Source organism: Clostridium sp. TJA085, assembly GCF_058310235.1.
The window spans coordinates 1188623-1204588 of the sequence record NZ_JBZEEZ010000001.1; the positions used below are offsets into that span (position 1 = coordinate 1188623).

19 protein-coding genes and 1 riboswitch are annotated in these 15966 nt (G+C 25.9%); of the genes, 7 read left to right on the top strand and 12 right to left on the bottom strand.

What is annotated here, in order from left to right:
* The first annotated feature begins 88 nt into the window (after positions 1–88).
* Positions 89–1288: a threonine ammonia-lyase gene (gene ilvA, locus AC4FQW_RS06115; RefSeq protein WP_491147877.1), complete on the top strand. Its 1200-nt coding sequence runs from the start codon at positions 89–91 to the stop codon at positions 1286–1288.
* 47 nt (positions 1289–1335) lie between these two features.
* Here ilvA and AC4FQW_RS06120 read toward each other — a convergent pair whose 3' ends face one another.
* The 4 genes from AC4FQW_RS06120 to AC4FQW_RS06135 all read right to left on the bottom strand — a co-directional run bounded on the left by AC4FQW_RS06120 (position 1336) and on the right by AC4FQW_RS06135 (position 4054).
* Positions 1336–2112, bottom strand: coding sequence for an MJ1433 family protein (locus AC4FQW_RS06120; RefSeq protein ID WP_491147879.1), 777 nt, complete (start codon positions 2110–2112; stop codon positions 1336–1338).
* A 227-nt stretch (positions 2113–2339) separates the two neighbouring features.
* The gene (locus AC4FQW_RS06125; RefSeq protein ID WP_303129479.1) at positions 2340–2765 is read right to left on the bottom strand and encodes a MarR family winged helix-turn-helix transcriptional regulator; all 426 of its coding nucleotides are present in this window, start codon (positions 2763–2765) and stop codon (positions 2340–2342) included.
* A gap of 17 nt (positions 2766–2782) precedes the next feature.
* Positions 2783–3232 carry a hypothetical protein gene (locus AC4FQW_RS06130; RefSeq protein ID WP_303129480.1) on the bottom strand — a complete coding sequence of 150 codons (450 nt, stop codon included), beginning with the start codon at positions 3230–3232 and terminating at the stop codon, positions 2783–2785.
* A 288-nt stretch (positions 3233–3520) separates the two neighbouring features.
* A complete protein-coding gene (locus AC4FQW_RS06135; RefSeq protein WP_303129481.1) occupies positions 3521–4054 on the bottom strand; it encodes a 2'-5' RNA ligase family protein in 534 nt (177 codons plus the stop codon).
* A 328-nt stretch (positions 4055–4382) separates the two neighbouring features.
* Here AC4FQW_RS06135 and AC4FQW_RS06140 point away from each other — a divergent pair, with 328 nt between their 5' ends.
* From AC4FQW_RS06140 to AC4FQW_RS06160, 5 genes are all read left to right on the top strand, one after another.
* Positions 4383–4892 carry a hypothetical protein gene (locus tag AC4FQW_RS06140; RefSeq protein WP_491147883.1) on the top strand — a complete coding sequence of 170 codons (510 nt, stop codon included), beginning with the start codon at positions 4383–4385 and terminating at the stop codon, positions 4890–4892.
* 174 nt (positions 4893–5066) lie between these two features.
* On the top strand, positions 5067–5684 hold the full coding sequence (locus tag AC4FQW_RS06145; RefSeq protein ID WP_303129483.1) for a hypothetical protein: 618 nt from the start codon (positions 5067–5069) through the stop codon (positions 5682–5684).
* Positions 5685–5950: 266 nt separating this feature from the next.
* Positions 5951–6226, top strand: a complete 276-nt coding sequence (locus AC4FQW_RS06150) for a hypothetical protein (RefSeq protein WP_303129484.1) — start codon at positions 5951–5953, stop codon at positions 6224–6226.
* Positions 6227–6404: 178 nt separating this feature from the next.
* Complete coding sequence (locus AC4FQW_RS06155) at positions 6405–6854, top strand: hypothetical protein (RefSeq protein WP_303129485.1); 450 nt, start codon at positions 6405–6407, stop codon at positions 6852–6854.
* Between the two features lie 132 nt (positions 6855–6986).
* On the top strand, positions 6987–7598 hold the full coding sequence (locus tag AC4FQW_RS06160) for a hypothetical protein (protein ID WP_491147886.1): 612 nt from the start codon (positions 6987–6989) through the stop codon (positions 7596–7598).
* 41 nt (positions 7599–7639) lie between these two features.
* On the opposite strand, the gene AC4FQW_RS06165 is transcribed toward AC4FQW_RS06160, so the two are convergent.
* Positions 7640–8530 carry a patatin-like phospholipase family protein gene (locus tag AC4FQW_RS06165; RefSeq protein ID WP_491147888.1) on the bottom strand — a complete coding sequence of 297 codons (891 nt, stop codon included), beginning with the start codon at positions 8528–8530 and terminating at the stop codon, positions 7640–7642.
* Positions 8531–8934: 404 nt separating this feature from the next.
* Between AC4FQW_RS06165 and AC4FQW_RS06170 the strand changes: the two genes are divergently transcribed.
* Positions 8935–10236 (top strand): MFS transporter, encoded by a 1302-nt coding sequence (locus AC4FQW_RS06170; RefSeq protein WP_491147890.1) that lies wholly within the window; start codon positions 8935–8937, stop codon positions 10234–10236.
* An 88-nt stretch (positions 10237–10324) separates the two neighbouring features.
* Here the strand turns inward: AC4FQW_RS06170 and AC4FQW_RS06175 are convergent, their stop codons facing one another.
* The 7 genes from AC4FQW_RS06175 to AC4FQW_RS06205 all read right to left on the bottom strand — a co-directional run bounded on the left by AC4FQW_RS06175 (position 10325) and on the right by AC4FQW_RS06205 (position 15931).
* The gene (locus AC4FQW_RS06175) at positions 10325–11176 is read right to left on the bottom strand and encodes an ATP-binding cassette domain-containing protein (RefSeq protein WP_491147892.1); all 852 of its coding nucleotides are present in this window, start codon (positions 11174–11176) and stop codon (positions 10325–10327) included.
* Between the two features lie 26 nt (positions 11177–11202).
* Positions 11203–11970, bottom strand: a complete 768-nt coding sequence (cbiQ, locus tag AC4FQW_RS06180; protein WP_491147894.1) for a cobalt ECF transporter T component CbiQ — start codon at positions 11968–11970, stop codon at positions 11203–11205.
* Entirely contained in the window at positions 11964–12278 is a 315-nt protein-coding gene (locus AC4FQW_RS06185) for an energy-coupling factor ABC transporter substrate-binding protein (protein ID WP_303129491.1), read from the bottom strand. The genes cbiQ and AC4FQW_RS06185 overlap by 7 nt, the downstream gene beginning before the upstream one ends.
* Positions 12278–13021 carry an energy-coupling factor ABC transporter permease gene (locus AC4FQW_RS06190; RefSeq protein ID WP_303129492.1) on the bottom strand — a complete coding sequence of 248 codons (744 nt, stop codon included), beginning with the start codon at positions 13019–13021 and terminating at the stop codon, positions 12278–12280. The genes AC4FQW_RS06185 and AC4FQW_RS06190 overlap by 1 nt, the downstream gene beginning before the upstream one ends.
* A 168-nt stretch (positions 13022–13189) precedes the next feature.
* Positions 13190–13385, bottom strand: a riboswitch (cobalamin riboswitch).
* A gap of 75 nt (positions 13386–13460) precedes the next feature.
* Positions 13461–13850, bottom strand: a complete 390-nt coding sequence (gloA2, locus tag AC4FQW_RS06195) for an SMU1112c/YaeR family gloxylase I-like metalloprotein (protein ID WP_303129493.1) — start codon at positions 13848–13850, stop codon at positions 13461–13463.
* 16 nt (positions 13851–13866) lie between these two features.
* A complete protein-coding gene (locus AC4FQW_RS06200; protein WP_491147896.1) occupies positions 13867–15180 on the bottom strand; it encodes a ClC family H(+)/Cl(-) exchange transporter in 1314 nt (437 codons plus the stop codon).
* A 295-nt stretch (positions 15181–15475) separates the two neighbouring features.
* On the bottom strand, positions 15476–15931 hold the full coding sequence (locus tag AC4FQW_RS06205) for an arginine repressor (protein ID WP_303129495.1): 456 nt from the start codon (positions 15929–15931) through the stop codon (positions 15476–15478).
* Positions 15932–15966 lie beyond the last annotated feature (35 nt).

The following is a 15966-nucleotide window of genomic DNA, read 5'->3' on the forward strand; positions in this document are numbered from 1 at the left end:
TTTAATTATTTTTAAAAAATACTTGACTCAAAAATTTACAAAAATGTTATAATGTTTGTGAGAATAATACATGAGAGAGGTGTTATGTATGCATTTAGATAATATTAAAGCTGCTAGAGAAAAAATTCAAGATGTGGTTGTAAAGACACCATTACTTTATAGTAAATTCTTCTCTGAAAAAAGCAACAATAATGTTTATATGAAATGTGAAAATTTACAATTGACTGGCGCCTATAAATTAAGAGGTGCGTTAAATAAGATGATGAGTCTAACTGATGAAGAAAAATCAAAGGGTGTTGTATGTTCATCAGCTGGTAATCATGCTCAAGGAGTTGCTTATGCTGCAAATCTTATGGGAATAAAATCAACCATAGTTATGCCAACAACTACTCCATATTTAAAGGTTAAGTCTACTAAAGACTTAGGTGGAAACGTTATATTAAATGGTAAAGTATATGATGATGCATATAACTTTGCAAAGCAAATAGAAAAAGATGAAGGTGCTGTATTTTTGCACCCATTTAACGATATAAATGTAATATATGGACAAGGTACTATAGGTCTTGAAATAATTGAAGACCTTAAAGATGTAGATGTAGTGATTTGTCCAATCGGTGGTGGTGGATTATTAAGCGGTATATCACTAGCATTAAAAGAAATTAATCCTAACATAAAAATAATAGGTGTTCAAGCATCTGGTGCTAACGCAATGGAGCAAAGCTTCTTAAAAGGTAAATTAACTCCACTTCCTTCTGTAAGTACAATTGCAGATGGTATTGCTGTTAAATCACCTGGAGACCTTACTTTCTCAATTATAAAAGATTATGTTGATGAAGTTGTAACAGTTACTGATTATGAAATTGTTGATGCTTTTTTAGCATTAATTGAAAAACAAAAATTAGTTGCTGAAGCATCTGGAGCAGTTTCACTTGCTGCTTTATCCAAGCTTAATATAAAAGATAAAAATGTTGTTTGTATAATAAGTGGTGGTAATATAGACATGCTTACTATTACTTCACTTATTAATAGTGCATTAGTTTCTAGAAAAAGACTATTCTGCTTTACTATAGAGCTTCCAAACGCTCCTGGTGAACTTAATAATATTACTAGAATACTTGGAAACCTTCGTGCAAATGTTGTTAAACTTGAACATAATCAATTTAAAGCCGCTAATAAACTTAGAAATACTTTACTTGAAGTTACAGTTGAAACGAATGGTGAAGATCATATAAATACAATTAAAGATACATTTAAAACCGAAGGTTATATAATACAACAACTTTACTAAAGATATAAAAAAGACTTTTTCTAAATTTGAAAAAGCCTTTTTTTATCTTAATTTTTTGTTTTACAAATTAATCCACATGTTTTAAGTTTTTCTTCAACACTTCTAGTATCAAATGGATTATGAAGCATTGCTTTTAAAAATAATTGAGGATAATCTCCCTTTAAATGCTTCATATACCTAACCCATATTCTACTTAATTGCTCATATGCTATAGTTATATCCTTTTCTATATGAGACTCATCACAACAATTGCATATAAGATTATAATACCTGTCATCAAATTCCTCTAAAAGATGAAATAATGACATAAGTAACTCTGAAAATATCTCATGCTCCATTAAGGCTTCATTTCCTATAAAAGATATTAACATTTCTTTTTTTAATTTTAAAATAGTTATAACTTTTTCCACATCTATTTTTTTAATATCCACTGAAAAATCATGTTTTTCCATAATATCTTCAAGCTCTTTAAAATCCTTTTTGCTCCAATCTTTATTAACTATTGCTACATTTGCAAGATTTTTAATATCTTTATCCCCTTTTGCAAATTCTTCTAAAAGGTCTGCTCCAAATTCTGAGAAGAAAACCCCTTTTATCATACTTAACTTTTCCATTCTATGTTCTTTTTCACGATTTTCTAATAACTTTTCAATTATAAATGCTGTGAAAAATACTTCCATTGGTATAAATGCTATGTCAGCAAATAAAAATATCAAAGTATGATGTAAGTCCCTAAAAACTAAATAATGAAGGTAATGTAAAAATAGTGATAATGCTATAAGCCCTACCCCAATCATTATAGTTTCTCTTTTATGTTTATTCATATAACCCTTATTCCTCCCCAACATATATAAAATAAATCTATCTTTAAATTTCCATATAATTATAAATATTTTTCATTTTCAATACAAACAATTATTTACCAATTATATTATAAAATATTTCTAAATTCATGTAAGATTTTAAATAAAATTTATATTTCATAAAATTTTATAATTACTTTAAATAATTAAATTAATGCATTAAAAAAGGATATTTTAAAATATCCTTTTTATCTTTTTATTTTATTTTTAGTAAATATTAAATTTTCTTTTAAATTAGCTAATTCTTCGTCTGTAAAATTTTCAAATACATTTTCAAAACTATCATTAATTGTTTTTTTAAATTCTTTTGCAAATTCTATACCCTTTTTCGAAAATTCAATATAAGTATTTCTTTTATCATTAGGATCTTTAATTTTATTTATATACCCTAATGATTCTAATCTAGTAACAATTCCAGAAACTGTTCCTTTAGATAATGACATCTCATCACATATTTTAGAAATATTAACTTGTCCATTATGTGCTATTAATTTTATAACCATAATTTGTTGATAAGTAAGACCACTATCTTTTAAATTATCACTTATTATATTAACTGTATTTGAGTATATTTCCTTAATTAGCATAGCTATTTCGAATGAATCACATTTCATTTTAAAAACTCCTAAAGTTACATTTTAAATTTTAAATTAGTACTTGAAAATTTAAATGAACTTATAAGGAAAAGAACTCCTGCCATAAATAATGCAAAACCTAATCCTATATAAAATGTTCCAACATACACTGGATTAAATATTCCAATACTTCTTACAGTTATACCAAAGAATATCATAAAGCCCATTATTAAATAACTTCTAACATCAAAAAATGAAAATGCACAATGTTTTTTTAATTCACTATTTATTATTCTTGTTGTATGTTTTTTAAACATTTTACTAAATATAAATTTAAAAAATACAAAAAATATTATTGCTGCAAATATGATGCTATATATAAAGCTTCCATGATGTGACTCTACATCTCCTATACCTATAGTAAATACCCTAAAACCTGCGAATCCCCATACTAAACCAGCTATTAATAATAAAGTTCTTTTATTAACTTTTATAAAATCTTTCATAATATCATCTCCTAAATTTAAAATAGTTCTTATGCGAACTATCATATTAATACTATATTCCTAACCATTATCTTTGTCAATAACAATTATTCATTAATATTAAATTTTTATAATTTGATAATATTTTTATAAACAAAAGACACCACTTATCAAATAAGCAGTGTCCTGTAATCAATTGTCTAAGTTTTCACTCCTTGATTACATTATTATATTGCCCTAAAAAATAAATGTTTATTCAACATTATTTAAAAATTTATAATAAAAATTTTATTACAGCAAATATAAATTTTAAAATAATCTTATGCTATCAGTAAATTTTCCGTTTTCCATCTCAACTTTGTATAATGCTATACCTTCTAAACTGGCATCAAAAGGTTCATAAATATCTATAACAAAATTCATTACTTCTTTTAATTTTTCTTTATTTAATCCTATTGCTAAACTACAGTGTGGATTCCACTTTCCAGGCAAATAATAAGTTCTTGCTGTATCATTAAACTCTTTAAAAAATTCATAATATTCCCTATGCATCTTAATAATTTCTTCAGTTACTACTGGCTTTGCAAAGCATGTCCCCGTAGTTGGAAAGGCACCTATAGCATCAAATCTTGTATCTATACTCTTTAATTTATTTTTAAATTCTTTCATTTTTGCTATAAATCTATTCTCATCTACATCTTCATAAATTGCTAAAGTTATATGTGGAAATAATCCCTCTGTATCAATTAAACTAGAATCTATTCCTTTATCACTAAGTGACTGCCAAATATACGTAACATACCTTGATGCTCTATTATCTAAAAACATATCTACTATATACATTAACTCTTCCTCCCTAGTTAGCCTACCCATATAGCATTATTAACCATTTTATTTTAATATTTATATTTTATCATATTTATTTATAATATGTTTATATTCAGTTATAGTTAAATATTTTTTTACTATATTTGTCGTAAAATAACTAAAAATTACTATATTTTTATAAAACTCAGGAATTTTATTGTGTATTTCTTACAAAATCGAAATGTAAATGTAATCAAAACAAATACTTTTAAATTGCTAATTATGATAAAATATTACTATAAAGTATTAATTTATTATATTTAGAATACAATATTTTTATTGTAATTAAAAAGCAGGTGTGTATATGAGATTAAATAAAAATATAAGAATTATATTCCTATTTATATATATTTTATTTTCTTTTAATATCATTAGTTGCTCTAGTTATTATAGATGTTCTCGAAAAAATAATTCAACTATAGAAGCTAATTCTTCTAATTATAAAGTTAATGATTATTTTAAAGAATCATTAAACAATGCCCTTTGTGATAGTACCCTATTAATTTCTAACATAAAGAAAAAAGGAAATAAAAAATCAGATTATATAAATTATTTAAATACTTACAAAAAACAAATTGAAAAAATATCATTAGATTTTACAAATAATACCCAAAACTTAGATACTTCTAAGTCAAAAGAGTTAATTTCCATTGCTAATAACATGTTTAATTCATTAGAAGAATCTACATCTAACATATCTTTAGGAATAGAAAATAATAGTCCTAAGAAAATAGCTAAAGGTTTTTTATCTTTTTTAAATGCATTACATAATTTAAAAAGCTATTATGTAGCTCATTATGAAAATAAAAGCTAATAAGTTTATATTTTAATAGTTTAAAATTAAATATTATTAGCTTTTTTAATTTAATTTTATAAAGCTAAAGACTTTTTATTTAAAATTTGTTGTTTCTTTTAAAGAGAATTTTTATAAATTTAGTGATATAATATTTTTAAAATATAAAGTATATACATATGGAGGGATGATTTTTTGAATAAAGAACTTAAAGTTAAAAAAATAGATGAACTTATTAAAGAGTTGTCTGAATATAAATCTGCTCTTCTTGAAGATATTCCTTATGAAAATTCTAAAGCATTAGACAAGCTTATAATTGATAAAGATAAAAATATTTCAGAGTTATTTAATTGGAGCTCTGAAAAAATAAGAATAGAATATGCTGAGTTTTCAGAAGAAAAAAAGGAAGTTATTTTAATGTCCTTAAATACTAGCTTTTTAGCTAAAGAAATTGTAAATGGTTATGTTGTTTCTGATATGGAAGGAAACGTAATTGTTGCATCAACAAAAATATTTAGCAACTTTATTGCAGAAATAAGAAAGAAGTTTTTCATTGAAGAAAAATATATAATAGAGCTTTGCAAATTAAATGAAAATAGACAACTTATTGTTAATTTTATGAAAGATTATAATTATAATTCTATGTCAGAATATCCTGGTGATTTAAGATTTGACTTTGATTTTAATTACGTATCCTTTAAATATGATAATGATGAAATAGAAGTAATTGATCCAACATCTGAAATATATAATAAATTTAGCAAACTTTATCCAAAAGCAGTATTAAGTAGCATAAGACCCCTTGGTTTCTAATTTACATAATTTTTTAAATTAATCTTTAAAACTTAATTTTAATAATTTATTTATATCATTTATAAGATTTTTCAAAATAAATTTATTTTATTATTAATTTAAATTAATAATAAAATATTAAATACTAAAATTAATTATTTTAAAATTGATATTTATTGCAATACTTATAAAAGAATATAAATTATTTATTCAACTAAATAATTTGATTAATGTTACTATAAAGAATAAAATATATAATATAAACTAAAGCAAGGAGATGAAGTAATATGTTTAATAGAAAAGTCTTACTAGAGCTTGATACAGTTTATTATAATATGAAAGATTTATTAGATGCTATCTTAAAATATTATACAGATAGAGGGACTATATGTAGTGTAATAGGAACGGATTCTCGTGGAAATCCTATTCTTCTTATAAATTTTAAAACTTATGAATTAAGGGTTAAAAACATTACTCCAGGTATGAATTATTATTATCTATTACCTGATGAAAAATGGCCACCTTTAATGTCAATGCAACAAGTAATTTTAAAAGAACTTTAATTTTAAAAAGACTTAAGTTTACATAAACTTAAGTCTTTTTATATAAAATAATTAAAAGTAATAAAATTTATTTTTAAATTTAAAATTTTTATGTAAAAATCCAACCATTTATTTAAGTACATATAAAATTAATCTTTCATATATTAAAATATCTTATTACTTATCAGGTGATTATTTTATGAATAATAAAAATTTTGAAGATATATTTTCTACTGAAATTCCTGAAGAAATAGAACAATTAATTAAAGGTTTAGAACTTGACCTTGCAGATAGAGAAAAACTTGGTGCTTCTTTATTGATTATTGGATATTCTTATTTCATATATGCTTCAAACACAGATATTTTTAAAATTTTAAATGAAGAAGCAGAAAATGTAACAAGTCCTTATTTGTTATTATTTATAGGTGAAGTAATTGTAGTAACTGGACTTATAGTATTATGGTCTGTTGCCATTGGAAGGTTTAATGAAAAAGATTTTGAAAATAAATTTAAAAGCTCTGATACTAATACATCTCCATACAAAAGGCTCGCTAATGCATATGCATTAAGTGTAATTGCTAATATTGAAAGAGTAATAGTGTTAAACGAACTATATTTAAAAGATATAAATGGTTTAGGTTTTATTTAAATAATTTTTTATCTTATACTTATACAAGCTTTAACAATATAATTTAATTATATATTAAATATTTCTTTATATAAAAACTTATTCCCTATACCATATATTTCTTAAAAAATACTTTTAATTGGAGTAATTTTAATGAATAAAAAAAACAAAACTTCTTCTCTTAAATCAAAGCCTAATAATAAAAAAAAACATAATTCCAATAATAAACGTAATTCTAAAAACAAAAGAAAAAAAAGTAATTCAAATGATATAAGTAATAATCCAAATAAAATTTCTAGTGCTGCAAATAGTCAAAATGATCCATTTTTTTTAGAAACAGATTTGCATATACTTGATATAGAAATAGTTGCCACATTACTTTCCATTAATTCAAGTTTATATTTCTTAAAGGCAAATTTATTAGGTCGCTCTGTAATTGTTGAGCAATTAAATAATTCTGAATTTGAAGGTGTAGTTGATTTGGATTCTCTTATTGATATGGGGCAAAATTTACTTATAGTAAGCTTATTATTGTTTGCTAAAGCAGCCTTTTTAAGATATGAAGAAAGAAAGCTTGATGAAAAGTTATATCCAGATACTGCATTAAATTCAGATTTCTTTAGGAAAATTGCTATTAGTTACATCCCAACTATATTATCATCTGAAATTAGAATCAAATTACGTGATGATATATTAAAAGATGCAACTAACTTAGATGAACAAATAGATGCCATATTAGGAGGTGCAGATGCTGAAGGAATATAAAAAGGTTTGTATTTTAAAATTATACAAACCTTTTTTATAAATTATATAACTTTCTTTATCCAGTTATATAATTTATAAAGTTTTGGATACTTCTCACTTTCCTCATTTTCTTTCTTTAAATTAGCCATAAAAATTATGGGCTCTAAAAGATTGATAGTATCCTTATATCCTTCACTTATTCTTATTCTCTTTGCTTCTAAATCTAAATTTAATGTTCCTTTTAATGTACTTTCATTTAAATTTTTTGGGGCTAATTCTAATATCCTTGCATTTGGATAAATAGATTTATCAATTTTTGCTTCTTTTGATAATAAAACTACTATTATAATATCACAATTTTCTTCATAAACAGGTTGTATTGGAGTATTATCTGTAACTCCTCCATCAATAAACTTTCCACCTAAAACCTCAGTGCAATCATATATCATAGGCAGAGAGGCCGATGCTATAATCATTTTTTTTGCAATTTCATCATCATAATCATTTAACTTAAAATACTTAGGAGTAAAATCTGGAAGTTCAGTACATGCAGCATAACATATTTTATTTCTTTTTTTCATCTTATCCACATCTAAATATTCGTCTATAATCTCACGTGCTCCATCTTTTGGCACTCCACCTTCTTCTATTTTTTGAAGCATATATTTTTTTGCTAAATTTAAATGCTTACCTCCTATTGTAAGTTCAATACCTCTTTTTAATAAATCAAATTTGCTTATAGGAACAAGTTTTTCCATAGTAACTTCTTCCCATAATGCATCTGCAGCATTTTCATCATCTTGAGCAAATAAAACAGCATTAAAAGCACCTATTGATGCACCAGAAAACACATCTATATACTTATCTAGTCCTAACTCCTTTAAGGCCTTCCATACACCAAGTTCATAGGCACCTTTACCGCCTCCACCTGAAAGAACTAATCCTATCTTCATAACAATCCCCTTTTTTCATTATATAACTTATATAGATTATACATACTTTTATAAAAATATTCTATACATATGAACTATATTCAATAATATATAATATAATTGTAAAAATTGTACCATTTATATAATTGACAATTTAAATAATACTTTATTCAAATATTTTTAAAAGTCTTAAATTACTTATACTTAATAATTATCTAATTTTTAACAATTTATTATATTCAAATATAAATTATTTATCATTATTTTATTTTCCTTAAATGTAATTTATTTATATTTATAAATTATCACCTAATAACTTTATAAATTTTTAGTAAAATCGTGATAATTATCACAGTTTTACCGTTAAACTTATGATAAACTCGTTAAAGAATTAACGAGTTTAATTAAATACGGAGGACTTATATATGAAAAATTATTCAGTTAAAGGAAATTCAAACCTTGGTTTAGCTGCTGCTACACTTGGATTCTTTATAGGGTTTGCTGCCGTTTCTCTATATGGACCAACAGCTGCTATATTTAAAAAGGTATTTACTGATTTAAATCCAGTTTTACTAGCACTACTTGTATCTGCACCATCTCTTTCAGGTTCATTGCTTAGAATTCCATTTGCAGCATGGGTTGATACAACTGGTGGTAGAAAACCATTTATAGTTTTACTTGTTTTATCAATTATTGGTATGACAGGACTTTATATAGTAATGGCATTTTTCCAAGAAAATTTAAGCAATTATTATTGGTTACTATTTGCACTTGGTACTCTTTCAGGTTGTGGTATTGCAACATTCTCAGTTGGTATAAGCCAAGCCTCTTATTGGTTCCCACAAAATAAGCAAGGCGTAGCTTTAGGGCTTTATGGTGGTGTTGGTAATTTAGCACCTGGAATATTTGCTCTTTTATTACCAAATGTAGCTATGCCTCTTTTAGGATTATCAGGTTCATATTTAGCATGGCTAATTTTCTTAATAGTTGGTACTTTAATTTATATAAAGATAGGTCAAAATGCTTGGTACTTCCAATTATTAGACCAAGGTGCTACTAAAGAAGAAGCAAGAGAAATTGCTTCAAAGGAACATGGTCAAGAATTATTCCCTAAAGCTAAGGTAAGTGAAAGCTTAATTATATCAGCTAAATCATGGAAAACATGGGCTTTAGTTCTTATATACTTTACTACATTTGGTGGATTTTTAGCTTTAACTAGCTGGCTTCCAAATTACTGGATGACTTATTTTTCATTAAATGTTAAGATAGCTGGCCTTTTAACTGCCTTTTATTCAATATTAACTTCATTAGTTAGAATATATGGTGGTAAAATAGCTGATAAAAAAGGTGGAGAAATTGTTGCTGTTATAGCTTTAATAATTGGCCTTTTAGGTTCAATAGTTATGACATTTGCAGGAACTTTACCACTTGCAATAATTGGTGTTATACTTCTTGGAATAGGTATGGGAGTAACTAACGCTGCTGTATTTAAAATAGTTCCAAATGCTGTACCAGAAGCTATGGGTGGTGCATCAGGATGGATAGGTGGAATTGGAGCCTTTGGTGGATTCTTATTACCTCCTGTTATGGCAACATTTATAGATAAAACAGGTATTGACTTAAGTGGATTCTCAAGAGGATACGTTGTATTCATTGGATTATTTATAATTTCAATATTAATAATTGCTATGTTTAAAGCTTTTTCAAACAAAAAAGCTACTGCATAGTTAATATATACTCCCCTAAACAACTAACTTAAATTTAATATAATAAAAAAACAGTAGCTAAATTAATTTAGCTACTGTTTTTTTATTATTATTTTAAATTATCTCTCCAAGCCTTAAATGCTTTTCTAGCTTTTCCAATTGTGCTTTCTATATTACTAAATTCAAATCCATCTTTTTCTTTTAAAATTTCCATAAGATGTGCAACACGCGGAAGTCTAAGATGTATTTTTCTTATCTTTTCCTTCTCTCTAAATACTTCATCTGGAGTTCCTTCTAAAATTACTTTTCCTTTATCCATAACAAATACTTTATCACAATAAAGAGGTACTATGTCTATATCATGTGTAGATATTATTATAGTTAAATTTAATTTCTTTTTCATCTCCATCAAAAGACTCATTATATCACTAACCCCCATTGGATCTAATCCAGCTGTTGGCTCATCTAATATTAAAACCTTAGGCTCCATTACAAGTATTCCTGCTATAGAAACACGCTTTTTTTGACCGAAACTTAATGCATGAGTTGGCTTATCCTTTAAATGCTCAATCTTTGTTTCCTTGATTGCAAAATCTACTCTTTTTCTTATTTCTTCTTCTTTTAGCTTCATGTTCATAGGTCCAAATGATATATCTTGATATACACTTGCTGAAAATAATTGACTATCTGGGTCTTGAAAAACTATCCCTACATCTTGCCTTAATTTTTTTAATCCCTTTCTTGAATAGTCAAATTCTTTTCCGTTAAAATATATTTTACCTGAAGAAGGTTTATTTATTCCGTTTAAATGGTGAAATAATGTTGATTTTCCTGCTCCATTTCCACCTAATATTGCAGTTACTTCACCTCTTTTTATATCCATATTTATTCCGTTTAATGCACAGGTTCCATCTGGATATTTGTAGTGAAGTTCTTCTATTTTTAATATATTTTCACTCATTTAGTTTCTTCCCTTCTTCTCTGTATTTACATTAATACTTTAATAATTAATAATAATAAATTTAATAAAATTGTTATTATGTAAATTGTTTTATCATTTGTATACTCATCTAAAATAACATTTAACTCACCATCATACCCTCTTGATTCTAATGATGTATACATATCATTAGCCTTTTTAAAAGACCTTATAAATAAACTTGATACAAGCGCTCCAAGCGACTTATATGATGACCTTATACTATTATATCCAAGTCTAGAGTTTTGAGCTATAAACATTGTATTTACAGTTTCTAAAAGTATAAATATAAATCTATAAATAAGACTCATCATTTCAATCATTATTTTTGGAACTTTTAATTTTGAAAGTACTGCTAATATGTCCACCATTGGAGTGCTAAGAGATAAAAAGTATAAACAACATACTGATGCTAATACTTTAAAAAATAAAACTACTGCTTTATAAATTCCAAGTTTTGATACCCCAATAAAGCCTCCGAAGATATGAGTTGATATTATAAATTTATCCGGATTAACAGAGTAATTTATTGTTATAGTTAAGATTCCAATAATTAAAAATGCAAGAGGAATAGTCAATAATTTTAAAAATACCTTTAAAGGTGTTTTGCCAACAAAAACTGTAGCTATTCCCATAACACCAATTACTATAATTGAATCAAGTATGTTATTAGATAAAAGACACATAATTAAAGTAACAACTGAAAATACAAATTTCCCGACAGGATTTATATTTTTAAGTTTTGATGAATATGCGTATTTATCTATATTTAACATTTATTATTTGCACCCTCTTTTGTCTTACGACCTTTAAAATATCCTAATCCAAAACCTATAACACCAGCTCCAATTGCTGCTTGAAGTGCGAATAAAAGGCTTTCAACCTCTCCACTTGCTGGTTCAAACACTGGAGAAAACCATGGCTCATAACTTTTATCTATTTGTGTTATAGCTTCTTCTGCTGCATCATCTGAACCACCAAATTCTCCGTCTTTAGCTATAAAAAATGGTATTACTGCTAAAGCTATAACAATTAATATAAGTATTATATTTGTTTTTAATTTACTTTTTGGATTATTTTTCATTAGATTCCCTCCTTTGATAATATGTTAAGGCTTATTAAATCTTCTCTGTCATATGCTGCAATTGCATTAAATATTACAACTGTTAATATACCTTCACTTATTGCTAAAGGAATTTGTGTTACTGCAAATATTCCCATAAACTTAGTTACTGAAGCCATTATTCCACCGACATCTGATGGGAAAGCTAGTCCTAATTGTATTGATGTTGTTATGTATGTTGCTAAATCACCAATAGCTGCTGCTAAAAATATTGCAAGCCATCTTGGTCCATTTAATTTTTTAACTAATTTATAAATTCCATATGATACAAATGGTCCAACTACTGCCATTGAAAATGTATTAGCTCCAAGAGTTGTAAGTCCACCGTGTGCTAAAAGTATAGCTTGAAATAATAATACAATAAGTCCTAAAACTGCCATTGCTGTTGGTCCAAAAAGTATAGCACCAAGACCTACTCCTGTTGGGTGTGAACAACTACCTGTAACTGATGGAAGTTTAAGTGCTGAAAGCACAAAAGCAAAAGCTCCAGCCATTGCAAGTAATAATTTTAAACGTGGATTCTCTTTTATTGTATTTTTTATAGAAAATATTCCAAAAACAACAAATGGAATTGTAAAAGCTCCCCATGCTATACACCATTTTGGTTCAAGAAATCCTTCCATGATATGCATAGCTGATGCTTTTATTGGTATGCATAACATCATTAATAAAACTCCTATAAAAAGTTGCATTCTTTTTGACATAAATATCTACTCCTCATAATAAAATATATTTTCACAAAACTCCACTACTTAGTTATAAAATTAACTATTTTAGACATAAAAAAACCTCTTAAATTTACATTAAGAGGTAATAAATTACTAAAATAAATTAATCTATAAGTAACACCTCCTCTATATCCGCGTAGAGTTATATGTTGTTAAAGTAGGCAGGTCTTCTGGCTTAAGGATCAACATTTTTATAAAACCTTCCCAGGAAATTTATCTCCAAGTGGTATAAACTTTATAAAAACTACTCTATTACAGCGGCGGGACCGCGTGGGATTTAAACCCAACTTCCCTTTTAATCTAAAACATATATTTTAGAACCTTACTTTATTTTATGCATTTGTATTTTATTATACATTATTAATATACATTAAACAATACTTTTAAAATTTTTACAATTTATTCTTATAAAATTTTACTTTTTTATTTCATATAATTCTAATGGAAGCTTGTCTGGATCTTCAAAAAATGTATACTTTTGTCCAGTAAATTCATCAATTCTAATAGGTTCTACATTTATCCCTTTTTCTTTAAGTTCTTGTACAGTTTCTTCTATATTTAAAACTTCAAAAGCTAAATGTCTAAGTCCACAAGCTTCAGGATAACTTAATCTTTCTGGTGGATTTTTAAAAGAAAATAATTCTATTTGATTATCTCCAATCTTTAAATCAAGCTTATAAGAATCTCTTTCCCTTCTATAAACTTCTCTTATTATTTCAAATCCCAATATATTAGTATAAAAATCCTTAGACCTTTCATAATCTGAACATATTATTGCTACATGATGTATTTTTGTAAAATTCATAACAATCCCCCTAATTTTAATCTTCTTCTATTCCCATTGCCTTTAATCTATTATCCAATAGTGAATCATATATTGGCTTACACTTAAATACTTCTGCAATTAAATAAGATATTCCACAAACTAAAGTTACAGCACCTAATCCTAGTTTTGGCCCACTCATTTCACAAACTAATATAAGTCCTGTAATCGGAGCTCTTACAATTGATGAAAACATTCCAGCCATTCCGAGTAATATAAAGTTTGTTACATAAATATTATTATCTCCTATAATTGACGCTATACTTCCACTAAATACTACTCCAACTAATGCTCCTAAGCTTAATAAAGGAAATAATATTCCCCCTGGAGTATCTGATGCAAAGCTCACTATTGAAAGAATAAACTTACTTATAAGTAATACAATAGCAAATTCTATTGCAACACCATTTATTAAAATATTATTTATAAGTAAATCTCCTCCACCTAAAACTTGTGGAAGTGTAATTCCAAAAAACAATGCAAACATAAATGGGATTATCATTCTATATCTTAACTTAACTTTCATTCCTTTATATAGCTTTATTGTTTTAAGTAATGTTTTATTATATATTACTCCACAAATTCCTACTATAATACCAAGAATAATTACAAATATATAATACTTAGCCGGTAAAGATTTTACAAGATTAACTTCTAATATAGGTTTACTACCAAAAAATATCCAAGTTACTAAATCAGCTGTTACACATGCTCCTATTGAACATAAAAAAAGCATTTTTGAAAAACTCTTATACATTTCTTCAAGAACAAAAAATACTCCTGCAAGAGGTGCATTAAAAGCTGCTGCAAGTCCAGCTCCTGCTGCTGATGCAATTAAAAGCTTTTTATCACTAATACCTTTTTTTGTTGCATTACTATAAACATGTGCTGCCTCTGCTCCTAGTTGAATAGACGGTCCTTCAATTCCAAGTGATAATCCTGCTCCTATTGCAATTGAACCTCCAATAAACTTTTGAATTAAAATTTCGAATGGATTTTTAATATCAAATTTATCTTTAAGCATACCTTCTATTTGAGGTATACCACTACCACTTATCATAGAGTTTTTTTCAACCATAATTCCAACTATATAAGCAAAAATTACTAAAACAATTATACCCAAAATAATCCACAAATGATTTTCTTTCATAAAATTATATGCTTTATATTCATAAGGAGCTATAAACTTTAAAACTAATCTATATAAAGAAACTATTAAACCTGCAATAGCACCAACTACGATACTTTCTAATACAGTTTTAACTTTTAAATTATTTTTACTTTTTATGTTCTTTTTATCTTCATTTTGCATAATTTACAGTTTTCCTTTCCTATATTATATAATAAAATACTAATACTTATTGAAATAAATTTTTATCACTATTTAAAAGCAATATTAAATTTATACAAGTAATTAAAAACCAATTATATCCTAATTTAATTATATAGCTTAAATGTGATTGTACTCAAAGAATAGACTATTAATATTCCATTAACAAAAATAATAGAGCCTTATCAAAATTTTGATAAGACTCTATTACTTTAAGAAGTATAATTTTATTATGCTTTATTTTTAGGTGTACTTAAATAAATGTGTACAAAAATACTTAAAATCTCAAATCATTTAACTCTTTGAACACAAGCTTTGCGTTTTTTTCACCATTACAAACAATAATTACACTATAATTGTTTGCAACTGTTCCAAGAATTCTTTTATCATTTAATCTATCAATAAATTCACCAACAACATCTGCCATGCCCTTCATAGTTCTTATTGCTATAAAATATTCTTGTACACATATACTTTCAACTGAATTTTTAAATATATTATTACATCTTTTACCTACATTTTCTTCAGTTAACAGTACATACTTATACTCTTTATTTTTCATTAGTTTTCTAATTATATGCATTTCTCTTAAATCACGTGATAATGTTGCTTGAGTCGCATTTATGCCTAAATGTTTTAATTTCAAAACAAGTTGTTCTTGTTTTCCTATATCTTCATTTTTTATTATGTTTAAAATAGCTTCTCTTCTTCTCTTCTTTAAATCATTTCCCATAATAATCGACCTCTTTTTATAAAAAATTATCAACA